Below are 17,015 nucleotides of genomic sequence, written 5' to 3' on the forward strand. Positions count from 1 at the left end.
CTCAGCGGGTGCCGCGCTCGGCGTACTCGGCCACCTTGTCCACGTTGGACTTGTCGACGAAACCGGGCCCGGTGAGCACCGGCTTGCCGCCGCCGACGGTGTTGGCGTTGTCGCGGTAGAGCTTGATCAGCACGACCGGCAGGTAGCCCTGCTCGTACTGCTGCTGGTCGACGGCGAACAGCACGTCACCGGCCTTGATCGCGGCGGTGACGTCGGCGTTGAGGTCGAACGTGGCGACCGCGGCCTTCGACGACGCGCCCTTGACCGCGCTCACCGACGACACCGCGACCTGCGGGTTGAGCGCGAGCACCGCGTCGACCGACGGGTCGGTCTGCAACGCGCCCTTGATCCGGGACTCCACGTCGGTGGGGTTGTTGATGTCCACCTGGAGGTTGGTGACGGTGCCGCCGAAGCCGGTGCGCGCGCCGTCGCAGCGCTGGTTGAGGCCGACGTTGCCCGCCTCGTGGATCACGCACAGCAGCTTGGTCTTGCCGGCTTGCTTCAGCTTCTGCCCGGCCTGCTCGCCCGCGACGTCCTCCTCCTGGCCGACGTGCGCCAGCGCGCCGAACGACGTGCTCTTGTCCGAGCCGGAGTTGATGGTGACGACCGGGATGCCCGCCTTGACCGCGTTCTCGATCGAGGTCCGCAACGCGTCCGGGTTGGCCATCGACACCACGATGCCGCCGACCTGCTGCGAGACCGCGTTGTCGATCAGGGTGGACTGCCGGCCGGGGTCGCCGTCGGAGTTGTAGTCGACCGTGACGCCGAGCTGCTTGCCCGCGTCGGTGGCGCCGTTCTTCACCACGTTCCAGAACGCGTCGCCCGCCGAGCCGTGGGTGACGACGGCGACGCGCAGGTCACCGGTCGTCGGCGCCTGGGCCGCACCGGTGTTCGTCGTCGCGGTGTTCTCCGCGCCGGGGCCGCTGCACGCGGCGAGCAGCGCGAGGCCGGTCAGTGCCAGTCCGACGCGGGCGGTGCCCGCGAGCAAAGCCTTTCGAGTGGACGTCATCGTCTCTCCTCGCCGGGGGTGGTTCAGTTGGCGGTGAACTGGGTCAGGTGCGCGAGGCTGCGCGCGGTGTCGCGCACCGGTGTGTCGAGCGGGCTGTCGTCGCCGAGCGCGGTGTCCTGCTCCAAGACGTACCAGCCGGTGTAGCCCGCGTCCCGGAGGAACGCGACCAGGGCCGCCACGTCCACGTCGCCCTCGCCCAGCGGCACGTACATCCGCCGCTGCACGGCGGCCATGTACGCGATGTCCCCGTCGCGCACGGTGGCCGCGATGTCGGCGCGCACGTCCTTGAGGTGCACGTGCCCGATCCGCCCGGGGTGGCGGCGGGCCAGGTCGACCGGGTCCGTGCCGCCGATGAGCAGGTGGCCGGTGTCCAGGCAGAGGTCGAGGTCGGAGTCGGCGAGGAACCGCTCGACCTCGGCGGTGCGCTCGACGTGCGTGCCGACGTGCGGGTGCAGCACGGTGCGCAGACCGTGGTCGGCGGCCCGGTCGCGGACGAGCGCGGCGGTGTCGATCAGGGTGCGCCACTGGTCGTCGGTGAGCGCGGGGCGCTCGTCGTAGCCGTCGAGGCCGGTGGCGGCGGCCAGCACGAGCACCTCCGCGCCGGCGGCGGCCAGCAGGGCGGCGACCCGGTCGGCCTCGTCCACTGCGGACCGCGCGCCGGTGTGCAGCGGGACCGCCAGGAACCCGCCGACCAGCGTGAGCCCGTGCTCGTCCAACAGGCTTGTCAACGACGACGGTTCGGCGGGCAGGTAGTCGGGCGGACCGAGTTCGGTGGCCCGCAAGCCCAGCGACGCCATCTCCGCGAGCACGGTCGCGGGTTCGAGGACCCTGCCCCAGCCCGGCACTTCGCAGACACCCCACGAAATCGGCGCACCGGCGATCTTCACGCCACGACCTCCGCCTGGATCCGGACCGGAGCGCCCGAGCGCCGCGACCGCTCACAGGCCTCGGCGAGTCGAAGGCTGATCAGACTCTCCCGCGCGGGCGACGGGTTCGCCACCGCGCCCGCCACCACCTGCGCGAACGTGGCCACCTCGGTCAGGTAGGCGCGGTGGAAGCGCTCCGCGAAGCCGGGGTAGGCGTCGTCCGCGGCCTTCGGTCCCTCCGGTTCCAACGACGTCAGCGGCGTGCGCGGGTCGAGGCCGACGGCCAGCGAGTCCCGGCTGCCCAGCACCTCGATGCGGTGGTCGTAGCCGAGCGGGTCGTGCCTGCCGCCCGCGAGGGTGGCGTGCGCGCCGCCCTCGAACCTCAGCAGCACCACGGCGTTGTCCACGTCGTCGGCATCGGCGAACGCCTGGTCGACCAGCACCGACCCCGACGCGTACACCTCCACCACAGGCTCGCCCACCAGCCACGGCACCGCGTCCAGGTCGTGGATCAGCAGGTCGCGGAAGATGCCGCCGGACTGCGGCAGGTAGCCGAAATCGGGCGGCTGGGCGTCGTTGCCGAGCGCGCGGACCAGGTAGACCTCGCCGACCTCGCCGGTCCGGATGCGCCGGTGCAGCTCGGACACCGCCGGGTCGAACCGGCGCTGGAACCCGACCAGCACCTCCACCCCGGACGCCTCCACGTCGTCCACCAACGCGCGCATCTCGTCCAGGTGGCTCGCGATCGGCTTCTCGCACAACGTGGGCACGCCCGCCGCGATGGCCGCGCGCAGCAACGCCGGGTGCGTGGTCGTGGGCGTGGCCAGCAGGACGCCGTCACAGGCCGTGAGCAACGCGTCGAGGTCGTCCACGCTCCCGGTGCCGGGCAGATCGGCCGACGCCCGCGCCGCGCGGCCGGGCACCGGGTCGAACAGCAGCACCTCGTCGACCTCGTCGAGGGTGGCCAGGTTGGTGGCGTGCATGGTGCCGATCCGGCCGACTCCGGCAACTCCGATGCGCATCCGGCTGGTCTCCGTCCTGGTAGAGGCGCTCCGGCGTTAGAGCGCTCTATTTGTTGGAGCGCTCCAATGCTGTAACGTCCGTCACACCGGTGTCAAGGGCGCGTTTCCCGCTCGGCCGGTCCACCACAGGCCGCAGGAGGGAGGCACCGGTGGCCAGACCCACGATGGAAGACGTCGCGGCACGCGCCGGGGTGTCCCGCGCCCTGGTGTCGTTGGTCATGCGGGGATCACCGAAGGTGAGCGACCAGCGGCGCGCGGCCGTGCTGAAGGCGGCCGAGGAGCTGGGGTACTCGCCGCACGCGATGGCGCGCTCGTTGGCCAGCCGCACGTCGCACGTGCTCGGCGTGATGGTGTCGGACCTGCACAACGCGTTCTTCGCGGAGGTGGTGGACGGGCTGGACTCGGTCGCGACCGAGCACGGCTTCGACCTGATCATCAACACCGGTGGCCGCAGCCCGGCGCGGGAACGGCGGGCGTTGCGGAGCCTGCTGTCGTTCCGGCCGGCGGGCCTGGCCCTGCTGTCGCCGGTGGTGCCGACCGCGGACATCGGCCGTGCGGCGGACCAGGCGCCGGTGGTGCTGGTGGCGCGGTCGTCCCGGCTGGCCACCGTGGACACCGTGAACGACGACGGTGAGCGCGGCATCGCGTTGGCGGTGGACCACCTGGTGTCGTTGGGGCACGAGCGGATCGCGCACCTGGACGGCGGCGAGGGCTCGCGGGCCGCGCCCCGCAGGCGCGGGTACCTGGCCGCGATGGCGTCGCACGGGCTCACGCCGCGGGTGGTCGCCAGCGAGTACACCGACGCGGCCGGGGCGCGCGCCGTGCGGGGCCTGCTGGGCGACATGCCGACCGCGATCGTCTCCTGCAACGACTTCAACGCGGTCGGCGCGATCTCCGCGCTGGAGGACGCCGGGTTCCGCGTGCCGCGGGACGTGTCGGTGGTCGGCTACGACAACACCTCGCTGGCCGCCCTGCGGCACGTCTCGCTGACCACGATCGACCAGCCGCGCAACGAGTTCGGCCGGCTCGCCGCCGCGGCCCTGCTGCAACGGGTGCGCGGCGAGCGGGCCGAGCCCGTGCGCCACCTGCTGCGCCCGTCGCTGGTCGTCCGCTCGACCACCGCCCCGCCGATCAGGTCAGCTTGAGCCCCACCACGCCGAGCACGATCAACGCCAGGCACGCCAGCCGCAGCGGCGACGCGCTCTCACCGGCGTGGACGCCCACCAGGACGACGCCGACGGCGCCGAGGCCGACCCACACCGCGTAGGCCGTGCCGACGGGCAGGTCGCGCATGGCGATCGCGAGCATCGCGAAGCTCGCCACCGCCGCCGCGATCCCGACCGCGGTGGGCACCGGACGGGTGAAGCCGGCCGACCGGCCGACGGCCGTGGCCCACACGACCTCCAACAACGCCGCGGCCAGCAGCAGCAACCAGGCCACGGCTACGCCACCGCGCCCGCGTCCACGACGAACGCCGCACCGGTGACGTTGCGCCCGCCGTCGCCTGCCAGGTGCGCCACCGTCGCGGCCACGTCCTCCGGGTCGCAGTAGCGGCCGAGCGCGGTGTGGCGGCGCTCCTCGTCGGCGTCCGGTCCGTCGGCCGGGTTCATCTCGGTGTCGGTCGAGCCGGGGTGGACCAGGTTGACCGTGATGCCGCGCGGGCCGAGGTCGCGGGCCAGGCCCTTGGTCAACCCGATCAGCGCCGACTTGCTCATCGCGTAGAGCGCCCAGCCCGGGTACGGCACCCGCTCGGCCAGGCTGCTGCCGATGTTGACGATCCGCCCGCCCGCCGCCATGTGCGGCACGACCGCCTGGACCAGCACGAACGCGGCCCGTGCGTGGATCGCCAGGATCCGGTCGACCTCCTCCACGGCGACGTCCTCGAACGGCCCGCACGGGGCGATGCCCGCGTTGTTGACCAGGACGTCCAGGCCGCCGAACGCGGTCGCGGCCCGCGCCGCGGCGTCACGCAGGGCGTCGACGTCGGTGGCCTCGGCTCGCACCGCGAGCGCGCGCACGCCGGAGGCCGTCATCTCCTCGACCACCGCATGTGCCCGGTCGGCCGCACGTGCGTACGTGATGGCCACGTTCGCACCGTCGCGGGCCAACCGCTTGGCGATCGCCGCCCCGATCCCCCGACTGCCGCCGGTGACCAACGCGGCCTTGCCTTCGAGCTGCCCCATCGCTTCCCCCAAGTAACCGGAACTAGTTCCGCTTGAGCATAAGCGGAATCAGTTCCGGTTGTCGAGGTGCGGGTTAAGCTGCCGGGGTGACGCGGGAGCGGGCCGACGCCGCCAAGAACCGGGCGAAGATCCTGGCCGCCGCCACCGAGATCGTGGCCGCACGGGGCATCGAAGGCCTGGCCATGGCCGACGTCGCCGCCGCGTCCGGCGTGGGGGTCGGCACCCTCTACCGCCGCTTCGGCGACCGATCAGGCCTGGCCCACGCGTTGATCGACGCCTCGGAGCACGAGTTCCAGGCCGCGTTCCTCACCGGCCCGCCGCCGGTCGGCCCCGGCGCGCCCGCCGCCGACCGGATCCGGGCGTTCCTGCACGCCCTGGTCGACCGCACGCTCGCGCAGCTGGACCTGCTGCTGATGGCCGAGACCACCGGCCCGTTCGCCCGCTTCGGCGGCGCCTACGACGTCCACCACCGCCACCTGACCGTCCTGCTCACCCAAGCCCGCCCGGACGTGGACGCCGCGTTCACCGCGGACGCCCTGCTCGCCCCGCTGGCCGCCAACCTGGTCGCCCACCGGAACACCGGGCCCGACACGGTCAAAGCCGGCCTCGACACCCTGCTGGACGGCCTGCTCACCGGCTAGGCGCGAGTCAGCCGATCCACAAGACCAGCAGCAAGTCGACCCGCCGCTGGTCGTCCAGGACCAGGTACACGAGGCTGCCCCGGCCATCGGGTCCGAAGGCCAAGACGCGCATCGGGCCATCAGGACTGCGCCGGTGGTACGGCCGACCGTGCCACGGTGCGACCTCCAGCGTGGTCCGGGCTTCGGCGAACGGGGCCAAGGCTTCGGGCGGGAGCGCGTCGACCTGCGGCTGCGAGACGTCGTCGGTGGTGACGGTGTACAAGAAGGCGCCGGTCAATCCAGTCCGAGCCGGGCCTTGGTGGTGGCCAGCGGCTCGTCGGCCGCGATCCGGTCACCGGTGAGCTTCGCCGCGGCGCGGCGGTAGAGGGCGCGGTGGGCCTCAGCCCCCTGGGCAGCGGTGATCCGGGCGACGAACCGCCACGACTCCAGCGTCTCGAACAGCTCCGTCAGGTCCAGCGACTCGGTGGCGCGGGCCATGACCTCTCGCCACTCCCGGTCGAACTCGGCCGCCTCTTCGGGAATGAGCGCCGCGCGCACCCGGGCGGGCGAGGCGTCGGCGAACGACGGCCCGCCCCGGCCCTGCCGCGGTCCGGGAGTTGCTGCTGCGGTCACACAACCACGATAGCGGCCGCCACCACGCGAAGAACATCGCCAGGACCACCGGGGCGTGGGACGGCCGGCCGGGCTCCTGGCACGGAGTCCGGCCGGCGGGGTCGGGTCAGGCGTTCACCTTCGGCCGGTCGGGGCGCGGTGGCGCCTCGGTCGGCGGGGTGGGCTTGCGGAACAGGCGGCGGGCCAGGGGCCAGGCCAGCAGGACCGCCACGATGCCGTAGACGACCAGTGCGAACGGGGTGTTGACCAGGCCCGTCAGCGAGCCGTCGGACAGTTGCAGCGCACGCCGCATCTGCTGTTCGGCGGCCGGGCCGAGGATGACCCCGAGGATCGCGGGCAGCACCGGCAGGCCGTAGCGGCGCATCACGAAGCCGAGCACGCCGATCACGAACATCACCAGCAGGTCGAACACGTCGGCGTTCACCGCGTACGCACCCACGCCGGCGAAGAACAGGATGCCCGCGTACAGGTACGGCCGCGGGATGCCCAGCAGCTTCGCCCACACCGGCGCGAGCGGCAGGTTGAGCACCAGCAGCAGGCACAGGCCGATGAACAGCGACGCGATCAGGCCCCAGACCAGCGCGGACTCCCGCTCGAACAGCAACGGCCCCGGCTGGATGCCGTACTGCTGGAACGCCGCCAGCATCACCGCGGCCACCGCCGTGGTCGGCAGGCCGAGGGTCAGCATCGACACCAACGTGCCCGCCGCGGACGCGCTCGCCGTGGCCTCGGGGCCGGCCACGCCCTCGATCGCCCCCTTGCCGAACTCCTCGCGGTGCTTGGAGAGCCGCTTCTCCGCCACGTACGACAGGAACGTCGGGATCTCCGCGCCGCCGGCCGGGATCGCGCCGAACGGGAACCCGATCACCGGGCCGCGCAGCCACGGCTTCCACGACCGCCGGAAGTCCTCGCGGCCCAGGAACGCCCGGCCGACCGGGATGGGCCGGGCGGGCTTGCGCCGCAGGTGGGCGGCCACCCACAGGGACTCGCCGACCGCGAACAGGGCCACCGCCACCACGACCACGTCGATGCCGTCGGCCAGGTGCAGCGACCCGAACGTGAGCCGTTGCTGCCCGGTCATCTCGTCCAGCCCGACCAGGCCGATGGTGAGGCCGATGAGCAGGGACGCGAAGCCTCGCACGCGGGACGCGCCGAGCACGGACGTGACCGCGATGAACGCCAGCACCATGATCGCGAAGAAGTCCGGCGCGCCGATGTCCACGGCGAACTTCGCCACCGTCGGCGCGAGCAGCACGAGCAGCAGAGTGCCGATGGTGCCGCCGACGAAGTGCCCGATGGCGGCCGCCGCAAGCGCTTGCGAGCCGCGTCCCTTGCGCGCCATCGGGTTGCCGTCGATCGCCGCGACCACCGCCGCGCTCTCACCCGGCGTGTTGAGCAGGATCGACGTGGTCGAGCCGCCGAACATGCCGCCGTAGTAGATGCCGGCGAACATGATGAACGCCCCGGTCGGCTCCAGGCCGTAGGTGACGGGCAGCAGCAGCGCCACCGCCATGGCCGGCCCGATCCCCGGCAGCACGCCGATCGCCGTGCCCAGCAGCACGCCCAACGCGGCCAGCGCCAGGTGCGTCGGCGTCAGCGCGGTCGCGAATCCTTCGAGCAGGTTGTTGAACGAGTCCACGTCAGAACATCCCCACCAGCGGTCCGCCGGGCAGAGGCACGCCCAGGAGGTTGTTGAACAGCAGGAAGGTCGCCACCGACAGCCCGGCGGCGAGCAGGGGGTCGCGGACGGGGTTGCGGCTGCCCAGCGCGTAGGCCGCGCCCCAGAACAGGACCGCGCCGGAGATCGGGAACCCGACCACCCCGATCAGCGCCGCGTTGGCCAGGAACGCGCCGCACAGCAGCAGCACGGTCCGCCAGTCGGCCGGGGCGGTGAGGTCGACGTCCTCGCCGCCCTCCGCCTCACCCCGCCCGCCGCGCAGCACGTCCCGCGCGAGCAGCGCGGCGACGACGAGCAACCCGACGCCGACCACCACCGGCACCGCCTTCGGCCCCACCGGGCCGCGCTGCGCGAAGTCGGTGTGGATCCGGATCGCGTCGACCAGGACCAGCACACCCAACCCGACCAGCACCGCGGACACGCCGAGCTCCGAGCGCTCCCGCAGCCACGCCCTGCTCAAGGGCTTGCTCGGGGTACCGCTCCGGGCTTCGTTCACGGCTTCGTGCACGCCCAACCCTCCACTCATGCCAACCCCAGGTCCTTGAGCACGGTCGCCACCCGGTCGTTCTCCTCGCGCAGGAACGCGCCGAACTCGTCACCCGGCGCGAACGCGTCCGTCCAGCCGTTGCGGGACAGCGCCTCCCGCCACTGCGGTGTGCCGTGCAGGTCGGTGAACAGGTCCACCAGCCGGGCCCGGTCGGCCTCGTCGATGCCCGGCGGCGCGACCACGCCGCGCCAGTTGTTGAACTCGACGTCCACTCCGGACTCGCGCAGCGTCGGCGCGTCCACACCGGACAGCCGCGACCCGCCGGTCACCGCGAGCACCCGGATCTGCCCGGCCTCGATCTGGTCGCGGTACTCGCCGACGCCCGACACGCCGAACGCCACCTTCCCGCCCAGCACCGACGCCAGCAGCTCGCCACCGCCGTCGAACGGGATGTAGTTGACCTGCCGCGGGTCGAGGCCGACCGCCTTGGCGATCAGCATCGGCGCCAGGTGGTCCGGGCCGCCGGGCGAGGAGCCGCCGCCGACCGTGACCGCGCCCGGGTTCGCCTTCCAGGCGCCCACCAGCTCGTCCAGCGTCCGGTACGGCGAGTCCTTGCCGACCACGACGATGTCCGGCTCCTCGATGAGCTTCGCGATCGGCGTGGTGTCCAGCAGCGACGACGGCGCCTTGTTCGTGTAGACGCTGCCGACCACGCCCAGACCCATGGACATCACGAGCTTGCCGTTGCCGCGCTCGCTGACCGTGCGGCCCAGGCCGACCGTGCCGCCCGCGCCGGGCAGGTTGAACACCTCGGTGTTGCGGATGAGCTCCGCGTCCTCCATCGCCTTCGCGGCGGTGCGCGCCGTGACGTCGTAGCCGCCGCCCGGTGCGTTCGGCACCAGCACGCGCAGGCTGCGCAACGACGCCGTGGTGTCCGCGCCGGACGTCAGCAGCGGCGGCACGAGGACGACGACCGCCAACGCGCCGCCGACCGCGAGCCAGTTCCTGATCCGCACTGTGATCCCCGCCTCTCTTCCGCGTGGTTGGACATGTTGCACTCGTGTAAACAGGGAAGTCCCGCTTGCGCGCCTAAGGGTTCTTTTGTTCTTTGTGGTCACGGGAGGTGCTGGTTGACCAAGAAGGTGCTGCGTGGTCGGGGGTCGCTCGCCCGCCAGCTGCTCGGGTGGCAACTGGTGGTGGTCGTGGCGCTGCTCTGCGCGGTGGGCGCGCTGTCCGTCGTCCAAGCGGGTAACAACTTCCGCACGACCGAGGGGCGGCGGATGCTGTCCGTGGCCGAGGACGTGGCCGCCACGGCGGGCGTGCGGGCGTCGTTGGCCGACCCGCTGCGGCACTACGCGCTGGCGCCGTTCGCGGAGAGCGCCCGCAGCCTGTCCGGCGCCAGCTACGTGATCATCACCGATCCGGCGCGCGAGGTCCTGACCTCGCCGGACCCCGGTCAGGTCGGCGAACCGCTCGACGTCGGCGGCAGCACCGCGCTGCGCGGCCGGTCGTGGGTGGGGGAGCTGGGCGGCGCGACCGCGGCGCACGTGCCCGTGATCGGCGACGACGGCGCGGTGATCGGGCTGGTCGCGGCCGGGCGGCAGGCGCCGGGGTTCTGGGACGGTGTGCTGGACTCGCCGGACAACGCGCTGCGGCTGCTCGGCGTCGCGCTGGTCATCGGCGTCGCCGGGTCGCTGCTGCTCGCGCGGCGGGTGAAGAACCAGACCCTGGGCCTGGAGCCGCACGAGATCACCGCGCTGGTCGAGTACCGGGAGGCACTGCTGCACGGCATCAAGGAGGGCGTGGTCGCCCTCGACCCGCAGCACCGGATCACCCTGGTCAACGACCACGCGCGCGACCTGCTGGCGTTGCCGCCGGACGCGGTGGGGCGCGCGGTGGCCGAGCTGGACCTGGACGAACGGCTGCGCGACGTGCTGACCGGCCGGGCGACCGGCGTGGACCAGCTCGCGCTGACCGGCGGCCGGGTGCTGACGCTGAACTACATGCCGCTGGACGTGCACGGCGCCGTGGTGACCCTGCGCGACCGCACCGAGCTGACCACGTTGCGGGACGAGCTGGACGCGAACCGGCACGCCACCGACACCCTGCGGGCGCAGGCGCACGAGTTCAGCAACCGCCTGCACACCATCGCGGGCCTGGTCGAGCTGGGCGAGTACGACGAGGTGCGCGGGTTCATCAGCCGCATCAACACCGCGCAGGGCGCGTGGCGCGCGGAGGTCGCCTCGAAGGTCGCCGACCCGGCGGTGGCGGCGCTGCTGATCGCCAAGTCGAGCCTGGCCGCGGAACGCGGCATCGGGCTGCGGATGGCGCCGGACAGCTCGCTCGGCGCGGTGGACGAGGCGTTGTCCACCGACCTGGTCACGGTGGTCGGGAACCTGGTGGACAACGCGTTGGACGCGCTGGCGGAACGGGGCTGGATCGAGGTGTCGGTGCGGTCGACGTCCGACGAGGTGGTCGTGGTGGTGCGGGATTCCGGGCCCGGTGTCGCGGCCGGGTTGGCCGAGGAGGTGTTCCGCCACGGGTTCACCACCAAGGCCGCCGAACAGGGTCGACGGGGGCTCGGGTTGGCGTTGATCCGGCAGACCTGCCTGCGGCGTGGCGGATCCGTGCGGGTGCACAACGAGGGCGGCGCGGTGTTCACCGCCCGGCTGCCGGTGGAGGTGCCGGTGTGATCAGGGTCCTGGTGGTGGACGACGACTTCATGGTCGCGAAGGTCCACAGTGGATACGTGGCGCGGACGCCCGGCTTCGAGGTGGTCGGCGTGGCGCACAACGGCGCGGACGCGGTGCGGTCGGTGCGGGAGCTGCGGCCGGACCTGGTGCTGCTGGACGTGTACCTGCCCGACGTCGACGGGTTGACCGTGCTGCGGGAGCTGCGCGGGTTGGCCGACGACGTGGACGTCATCGTGATCACCGCGGCGACGGACGTGGAGACGGTGCGCAGCGCCATGCGCGGCGGGGTGCTGCACTACCTGATCAAGCCGTTCGAGTACGCGGCGCTGCGCGACCAGCTGGCCCACTTCGCCGCGTTGGACCGGCGGCTGGACCAGCTCGCGTCGGCCGGTCAGGCGGACGTGGACCAGGTGTTCGGCGCGCGGCCGCGCAGCTCTCCCGTGCTGCCGAAGGGGTTGACCGCGCAGACCGCCGCACTGGTGGAGCGCGTGCTGCGGGAGCGCCCGGTGACGGCCAGCGAGTGCGCGGACGCCACCGAGCTGGCCCGCGTGTCGGCCCGCCGGTACCTGGAGCACTTCGTGAGCACGGGCAAGGCCGAGGTGCGGCTGAAGTACGGCGGCACCGGGCGCCCGGAACGCCTCTACGTCTGGCTGGGCTGACCGGGCTGGTCGGGCCGGTCGGGCCGGCCGCTCTTGCGCACGAGCAGGTAGCACTGCCGGGTCTTCTCCCACTTCGGGTCGACCGGCTCCCGCTCCAGCCGGGTGTGCGGCTCGAACCCGGCCTCGGCGAGCTGGTCGAGCACCCGGTCCGGGTTCAGCCGGAACACGTCCAGCAGGATGTCGTGCCCGTAGCCCTGCTCGTACCGCCGGACCTCGTCGCCCACCTGGAACGCCATCAGCAGCAAGCCGCCGGGCGCGAGGACGCGGTGGAACTCGGCGAACACCGCCGGGTGCCGCTCCCACGGCACGTGGATCACCGAGTACCAGGCCAGCGCACCGCCGAGCGAGGCGTCGGGCAGGTCGAGGTCGAGCATCGAGCCCACCTCGAACCGCACGTCCGGGTGCTCGCGGCGGGCCACCGCGACCATCTCCGGCGACAGGTCGACGCCGAACACGTCCACGCCCAGCTGCCTGAGGTGGCCGGAGATCCGGCCCGGGCCGCAGCCGATGTCGGCGACCCGACCGCGCACCAGCTCGGCGAACAGGCCGAGCACCGCCCGGTCCGCCGGGATCTCGGCGAGCAGGTCGCGCGCGAGGTCGGCATAGCTGTGGGCGACGGTGTCGTAGGCGGTGCGCGCCATGGTGAGGAATTCCGGCTCGGTCACGCCGGAACCCTAGTCCCAGCCCCCGCCGCGCCTGCCCTGCTTGGTCTGGGCGCGGCGCTTCTTCTCCGCGATCCGGCGTTCCTTCGAGCCCTTGGTCGGCTTGGTCGCACGGCGCACGGGCGGTGGCGCGGCGGCGGCGTCACCCAGGAGCCGGGCCAGCCGTTCGCGGGCCGCCTGGCGGTTCTGCAACTGCGCCCGGTGCTCGCTGGCCACGACCGTGAGCACGCCGTCCACCAGGCGCTTTTCGAGGCGACCGAGCATCCGGGCGCGCAACCACTCGGGCACCGACGGCGAGGCAGCCAGGTCGAAGCTCAGCTCGACCCGGCTGTCCGCCGTGTTCACGCCCTGTCCGCCGGGACCCGAGGACCGGGAGAACCGCTCGCTCAACTCGGCCGCCGGTATCACCAGCGTCCGCGTCACGGTCAGGTCGTCGGCCACCCGTACAGGTTAGAAGGTCAGCCCGGGCACAGTCGCCAGCTTTACCAGCTCGTCCACCGTCATCGGCTGCGGCCCGCCCACCGCCGGCGTCGTGTCGTAAGGGCCTTCGCTGCGGTCCTCGATGCCCTGGGCCGACACTTCGAGCTTCCGACCGTCGGGGAGCTTCGTGGTGACCCTGATGAGATCGCCCGGGACGTCCGGCCCGCGCTCGACCTTGTACTCACGGCCGTCGGGCGTGGTCCGCACCTCGCACGTGCGGTCGGCCGACTGGAAGGTGATCGCCTCACAGCCCTCGTACGGGCGCGCGACCAGCTCCACCGTCACGATGGCACTGCCGCGGGCGTCGAACACCTCCGCGTGGGCCTTGTAGAACGCTCCCCACGCCTCGAACTCCCAGGGGCCGTACTCCGCCCCGGCAGGGCTGTGCGTCCGCATGGCCGGGATCGCGCCCGAGTCGCGCAGGACCCCGGTCAGCTCCGCCGCCCGCTCGTCCGACAGGCCCGGGTCCAGTGGCTTGGTGTGCGGACCAGGCCCGGATCGCCGGACCGACGTCCGCGGCTCGGCCGTGCTCGCCTGCCCCGCGTCCGGACCGCCGCCACCGACGCCGCCGCCGAGGTTCATCGTCATCGGCGCGGCGACCAGGACCGCCGCGACGGCCACCGCCGTGCCGATGGACGCGTACCGGGTCGCCACCTTGCGCTTGCCCGCACGGCGGATCGCCGGCTTGTCGATGGCCAACGGCGGTTCGTCGGTGAACGCCGCGGCCAGGGTCTGCTTGATGTCGGTCATCGCTGCTCCTCCAGGACGTCGTGCCCGAGAAGGTCGCGCAGCGCGGCCAAGCCCTTGGCCGCCTGGCTCTTCACGGTGCCTTCGGTTCGCCCGAGGAGGCGCGCGGTCTCCGTGACGCTCAGGTCCTCCCAGTAGCGGAGCACCACCACCGTCCGCTGCCCCACCGGCAACGACGCCAGCGCGCGGCGCACGTCGAAGTCGGACGAGGCGCCCGCGACCGGTGTGTCCGGCACCGCGTCGACCACCGTCTCCCGACGCCGGAACGCGCGCCGTGAGTCGTCGATGGCCGCACGGACCAGGACCTTCCGCGCGTAGGCGTCCGGCGACGTGTCCCGCCGCACCCTGGGCCAGGCGACGTACAGCTTGGTCAGCGCCGTCTGCACCAGGTCTTCGGCGCGGTGCCAGTCCCCGCACAGCAGGTACGCGGTCCTCCGCATCACCAGCGCACGGGCGTCGACGTACTCGTCGAACTCACGATCGCGATCCACTCGGCCCCTCCTCGGTCGCCGCTTGATACGGATCGGCGACCGCCGGAGGTTGCTGCCGGAGCCTAGAAACGCGGGTGGTCGCCGACCAGGGCGGCGCCCGGCTCGTCGGAGCGGACCACGTCGCCCAGCACCCAGGCGGGCACGTGGCGGGCCGTGAGCACGGCCAGGGAGCGGTCGACGTCCTCGGGTGCGACCACGGCGACCATGCCGACGCCCATGTTGAACGTCTTCTCCATCTCCTCGCGCTCCACCCGGCCGCGCTGGGCGATCAGGGCGAACACCGGCGCGGGCGTCCAGGTGCCGCGGTTGAGGTCGGCGCGCAGGCCCTTGGGCAGCACGCGGGCCAGGTTCGCGGCCAGGCCACCGCCGGTGACGTGCGCGAACGTGCGCACCTCGGCCTCGGCGGCCAGCGCCAGGCAGTCCTTGGCGTAGATGCGGGTCGGCTCCAGCATCTCCTCGCCGAGGGTGCGGCCGAACTCCTCGACGTGACCCTCCAGCGGCATCCGGGCGATGTCCAGCAGCACGTGCCGCGCCAAGGAGTACCCGTTCGAGTGCAAACCGGACGAGCCCATGGCGATCACCACGTCGCCCTCGCGCACCCGGTCCGGGCCGAGCATGGCCGAGGCCTCGACCACGCCGACGCCCGTGCCGGAGATGTCGTAGTCGTTCGCGCCCATCAGGCCGGGGTGCTCGGCGGTCTCGCCGCCCAGCAGCGCGCACCCCGCCAGCACGCAGCCCTCCGAGATGCCCTTGACCAGCGCCGCGACCTTGTCCGGGTCGACCCGGCCGATCGCGATGTAGTCCTGCATGAACAGCGGCTCCGCGCCGCACACCACGAGGTCGTCCACGACCATCGCGACCAGGTCGATGCCGACCGTGTCGTGCTTGTCCATCGCCTGCGCGACCGCGATCTTGGTGCCGACGCCGTCGGTCGAGGACGCGAGCACCGGCTCCTTCCAGCGGTCGAGCCTGAGCTGGAACAGCCCCGCGAAGCCGCCGATGCCGCCGAGCACCTCGGGACGCTGCGCCTTCGCCGCCCACGGCTTGAGCTTCTCCACCGCCTCGTCGCCGGCTTCGATGCTTACTCCAGCTGCGGCGTAGGTCGCCTTGGCGCTGTCCGTCACGTCTCTGTGCTCCACTTTCAGGGCAACTGTTCATCCGGGCGCGCGCCCGGCTCGCCGTCACTCAGGGGCGTTGCAGGGCGTCCTCGGCACCGTACCCGTTCGTCAGGACGGGGGTGGCCGAGCCCGCGACGCCCCGGATGCCTTCGAGCAGGTGCTTGCCGATCAGCGCGTCGTCGGGCAGCGGGATCGGGTAGTCGCCGTCGAAGCACGCCGTGCACAGCCGGGTCTTGGGCTGCTCGCTGGCCGCGATCAGCTCCTCCAGCGACACGTAACCCAGCGAGTCGGCGCCCACCGAGCGGCGGATGCCGTCGGTGTCCAGGCCGTTGGCGATGAGCTCGGCCCGGGAGGCGAAGTCGATGCCGTAGAAGCACGGCCACTTGACCGGCGGCGACGCGATCCGCACGTGCACTTCGAGCGCGCCGGACTCGCGCAGCATCCGGACCAGCGCGCGCTGCGTGTTGCCGCGGACGATCGAGTCGTCCACCACGACCAGCCGCTTGCCGCGGATGACGTCGCGCAGCGGGTTCAGCTTCAGCCGGATGCCCAGCTGGCGGATGGTCTGCGACGGCTGGATGAACGTGCGGCCGACGTAGGCGTTCTTGACCAGGCCGGAGCCGTAGGGGATGCCGCTGGCCTGGGCGTAGCCGATGGCGGCGGGCGTGCCGGACTCGGGCACCGGGATGACCAGGTCGGCCTCCACCGGGTGCTCCACGGCCAGCCGGCGGCCGATCTCGACGCGCGTGGCGTGCACCGAGCGGCCGGCGATGGTGGTGTCCGGTCGGGCCAGGTAGACGTACTCGAAGACGCAGCCCTTGGGCTCGGGGGTGGCGAACCGGCTCGACCGCAGGCCGTTCTCGTCGATCGCGATCAACTCGCCCGGCTCGACCTCGCGCACGAACGACGCGCCCACGATGTCCAGCGCCGCCGTCTCGCTGGCGACCACCCAGCCGCGCTCCAGCCGGCCGAGCACCAGCGGGCGCACGCCCTGCGGGTCGCGCGCCGCGTAGAGGGTCGACTCGTCGGAGAACGTGAGGCAGAACGCGCCGCGCAGCGTCGGCAGCAGCTGCAGGGCCGCCTGCTCGATGCCGATGTCGGCGGCCTGCGCGGCGAGCAGGCCGCAGATCAGGTCGGAGTCGGTGGTCGCGCCGTGGCTGGTGTCCACGCCCACCTCGCGGGCCTTGACCAGCAGTTCGGCGGTGTTCACCAGGTTGCCGTTGTGGCCGAGCGACAGGCCGGAGCCGGTGGCCGTGGTGCGGAACGTCGGCTGCGCGTTCTCCCACGTGGTGGAGCCGGTGGTGGAGTAGCGGCAGTGGCCGACCGCGACGTGGCCGCGCAGCGACTGGAGCACCTGCTCGTCGAACACCTGGCTGACCAGGCCGAGGTCCTTGAAGACCACCACCTGGCTGCCGTCGCCGACCGAGATGCCGGCGGCTTCCTGGCCGCGGTGCTGCAGGGCGTAGAGGCCGAAGTAGGTGAGCTTGGAGACGTCTTCGCCGGGTGCCCACACACCGAACACACCGCATTCCTCGCGGGGTTCTCGTTCTTCCTGGCTTTCGGGGTCGGTGCGGCCGGTTGCTGAATGGTCGGTGACCACCGGGTGCTCCCTAGCGACGAGGGTCGAGCTGCACCAACGAGTGTAAGGCTGATGGGGGTGCTACCAC

Annotated in this window: 20 protein-coding genes; 4 read left to right on the forward strand and 16 right to left on the reverse strand. The window is 72.6% G+C overall.

All coding sequences use genetic code 11. The annotated features are described in order from the left end of the window. Nucleotide 1: 1 nt before the first annotated feature. From ACYVLT_RS29565 to ACYVLT_RS29575, 3 genes are read right to left on the reverse strand one after another with little or no spacing between them, the layout of a single operon-like run. Entirely contained in the window at nt 2-1,009 is a 1,008-nt protein-coding gene (locus ACYVLT_RS29565) for a sugar ABC transporter substrate-binding protein (RefSeq protein WP_461123448.1), read from the reverse strand. Between the two features lie 23 nt (nt 1,010-1,032). Further along, entirely contained in the window at nt 1,033-1,896 is an 864-nt protein-coding gene (locus ACYVLT_RS29570) for a TIM barrel protein (RefSeq protein WP_461123449.1), read from the reverse strand. Next, nucleotides 1,893-2,897, reverse strand: a complete 1,005-nt coding sequence (locus ACYVLT_RS29575; protein WP_461123450.1) for a Gfo/Idh/MocA family protein — start codon at nt 2,895-2,897, stop codon at nt 1,893-1,895. Before ACYVLT_RS29575 ends, ACYVLT_RS29570 begins: the two co-directional genes overlap by 4 nt. Before the next feature lie 149 nt (nt 2,898-3,046). Between ACYVLT_RS29575 and ACYVLT_RS29580 the strand changes: the two genes are divergently transcribed. Further along, entirely contained in the window at nt 3,047-4,042 is a 996-nt protein-coding gene (locus ACYVLT_RS29580) for a LacI family DNA-binding transcriptional regulator (protein ID WP_461123451.1), read from the forward strand. Here the strand turns inward: ACYVLT_RS29580 and ACYVLT_RS29585 are convergent. Together ACYVLT_RS29585 and ACYVLT_RS29590 are read right to left on the reverse strand one after the other, a co-directional pair. Continuing rightward, on the reverse strand, nt 4,029-4,337 hold the full coding sequence (locus ACYVLT_RS29585; RefSeq protein ID WP_461123452.1) for a DMT family transporter: 309 nt from the start codon (nt 4,335-4,337) through the stop codon (nt 4,029-4,031). The two genes, ACYVLT_RS29580 and ACYVLT_RS29585, sit on opposite strands and share 14 nt — an antisense overlap. A gap of 2 nt (nt 4,338-4,339) precedes the next feature. After that, nucleotides 4,340-5,080 carry an SDR family NAD(P)-dependent oxidoreductase gene (locus ACYVLT_RS29590; protein ID WP_461123453.1) on the reverse strand — a complete coding sequence of 247 codons (741 nt, stop codon included), beginning with the start codon at nt 5,078-5,080 and terminating at the stop codon, nt 4,340-4,342. Nucleotides 5,081-5,166: 86 nt separating this feature from the next. Between ACYVLT_RS29590 and ACYVLT_RS29595 the strand changes: the two genes are divergently transcribed. After that, on the forward strand, nt 5,167-5,721 hold the full coding sequence (locus ACYVLT_RS29595) for a TetR/AcrR family transcriptional regulator (RefSeq protein WP_461123454.1): 555 nt from the start codon (nt 5,167-5,169) through the stop codon (nt 5,719-5,721). Nucleotides 5,722-5,728: 7 nt separating this feature from the next. Here the strand turns inward: ACYVLT_RS29595 and ACYVLT_RS29600 are convergent, their stop codons facing one another. The 5 genes from ACYVLT_RS29600 to ACYVLT_RS29620 form a co-directional block, all read right to left on the reverse strand. After that, nucleotides 5,729-5,983 (reverse strand): hypothetical protein, encoded by a 255-nt coding sequence (locus tag ACYVLT_RS29600; protein WP_461123455.1) that lies wholly within the window; start codon nt 5,981-5,983, stop codon nt 5,729-5,731. An 11-nt stretch (nt 5,984-5,994) separates the two neighbouring features. Further along, nucleotides 5,995-6,333, reverse strand: a complete 339-nt coding sequence (locus ACYVLT_RS29605; RefSeq protein WP_461123456.1) for a DUF6247 family protein — start codon at nt 6,331-6,333, stop codon at nt 5,995-5,997. 106 nt (nt 6,334-6,439) lie between these two features. After that, nucleotides 6,440-7,972, reverse strand: coding sequence for a tripartite tricarboxylate transporter permease (locus ACYVLT_RS29610; protein WP_461123457.1), 1,533 nt, complete (start codon nt 7,970-7,972; stop codon nt 6,440-6,442). A 1-nt stretch (nt 7,973) separates the two neighbouring features. Beyond that, complete coding sequence (locus ACYVLT_RS29615; RefSeq protein WP_461123458.1) at nt 7,974-8,537, reverse strand: tripartite tricarboxylate transporter TctB family protein; 564 nt, start codon at nt 8,535-8,537, stop codon at nt 7,974-7,976. Further along, nucleotides 8,534-9,514, reverse strand: coding sequence for a Bug family tripartite tricarboxylate transporter substrate binding protein (locus ACYVLT_RS29620; protein WP_461123459.1), 981 nt, complete (start codon nt 9,512-9,514; stop codon nt 8,534-8,536). The genes ACYVLT_RS29615 and ACYVLT_RS29620 overlap by 4 nt, the downstream gene beginning before the upstream one ends. Before the next feature lie 129 nt (nt 9,515-9,643). On the opposite strand from ACYVLT_RS29620, the gene ACYVLT_RS29625 reads away from it, so the two are divergent. Together ACYVLT_RS29625 and ACYVLT_RS29630 are read left to right on the forward strand one after the other, a co-directional pair. Beyond that, nucleotides 9,644-11,191: a sensor histidine kinase gene (locus ACYVLT_RS29625; protein ID WP_461124146.1), complete on the forward strand. Its 1,548-nt coding sequence runs from the start codon at nt 9,644-9,646 to the stop codon at nt 11,189-11,191. After that, nucleotides 11,188-11,850, forward strand: coding sequence for a response regulator (locus ACYVLT_RS29630; RefSeq protein WP_461123460.1), 663 nt, complete (start codon nt 11,188-11,190; stop codon nt 11,848-11,850). The genes ACYVLT_RS29625 and ACYVLT_RS29630 overlap by 4 nt, the downstream gene beginning before the upstream one ends. Here ACYVLT_RS29630 and ACYVLT_RS29635 read toward each other — a convergent pair. The 6 genes from ACYVLT_RS29635 to purF form a co-directional block, all read right to left on the reverse strand. Beyond that, on the reverse strand, nt 11,832-12,515 hold the full coding sequence (locus ACYVLT_RS29635; RefSeq protein ID WP_461123461.1) for a class I SAM-dependent DNA methyltransferase: 684 nt from the start codon (nt 12,513-12,515) through the stop codon (nt 11,832-11,834). The two genes, ACYVLT_RS29630 and ACYVLT_RS29635, sit on opposite strands and share 19 nt — an antisense overlap. Nucleotides 12,516-12,524: 9 nt before the next feature. After that, nucleotides 12,525-12,953 (reverse strand): alternative ribosome rescue aminoacyl-tRNA hydrolase ArfB, encoded by a 429-nt coding sequence (gene arfB, locus ACYVLT_RS29640; RefSeq protein ID WP_461123462.1) that lies wholly within the window; start codon nt 12,951-12,953, stop codon nt 12,525-12,527. A 9-nt stretch (nt 12,954-12,962) separates the two neighbouring features. Beyond that, nucleotides 12,963-13,742: a hypothetical protein gene (locus tag ACYVLT_RS29645; RefSeq protein ID WP_461123463.1), complete on the reverse strand. Its 780-nt coding sequence runs from the start codon at nt 13,740-13,742 to the stop codon at nt 12,963-12,965. Further along, entirely contained in the window at nt 13,739-14,230 is a 492-nt protein-coding gene (locus ACYVLT_RS29650) for a SigE family RNA polymerase sigma factor (RefSeq protein WP_461123464.1), read from the reverse strand. Before ACYVLT_RS29650 ends, ACYVLT_RS29645 begins: the two co-directional genes overlap by 4 nt. 62 nt (nt 14,231-14,292) lie before the next feature. After that, nucleotides 14,293-15,354 (reverse strand): phosphoribosylformylglycinamidine cyclo-ligase, encoded by a 1,062-nt coding sequence (gene purM, locus ACYVLT_RS29655; protein WP_461123465.1) that lies wholly within the window; start codon nt 15,352-15,354, stop codon nt 14,293-14,295. Nucleotides 15,355-15,415: 61 nt separating this feature from the next. Further along, a complete protein-coding gene (gene purF, locus ACYVLT_RS29660) occupies nt 15,416-16,948 on the reverse strand; it encodes an amidophosphoribosyltransferase (protein WP_461123466.1) in 1,533 nt (510 codons plus the stop codon). Nucleotides 16,949-17,015 lie beyond the last annotated feature (67 nt).

This window comes from Saccharothrix stipae, from assembly GCF_054781895.1.

Excerpts from the sequence above, each read along its gene's own strand:
- ACYVLT_RS29575 (WP_461123450.1), bottom strand. The coding sequence starts at position 2,897 with ATGCGCATCGGAGTTGCCGGAGTCGGCCGGATCGGCACCATGCACGCC.
- ACYVLT_RS29645 (WP_461123463.1), bottom strand. The coding sequence starts at position 13,742 with ATGACCGACATCAAGCAGACCCTGGCCGCGGCGTTCACCGACGAACCG.
- ACYVLT_RS29565 (WP_461123448.1), bottom strand. The coding sequence starts at position 1,009 with ATGACGTCCACTCGAAAGGCTTTGCTCGCGGGCACCGCCCGCGTCGGA.
- ACYVLT_RS29590 (WP_461123453.1), bottom strand. The coding sequence starts at position 5,080 with ATGGGGCAGCTCGAAGGCAAGGCCGCGTTGGTCACCGGCGGCAGTCGG.
- ACYVLT_RS29615 (WP_461123458.1), bottom strand. The coding sequence starts at position 8,537 with ATGAGTGGAGGGTTGGGCGTGCACGAAGCCGTGAACGAAGCCCGGAGC.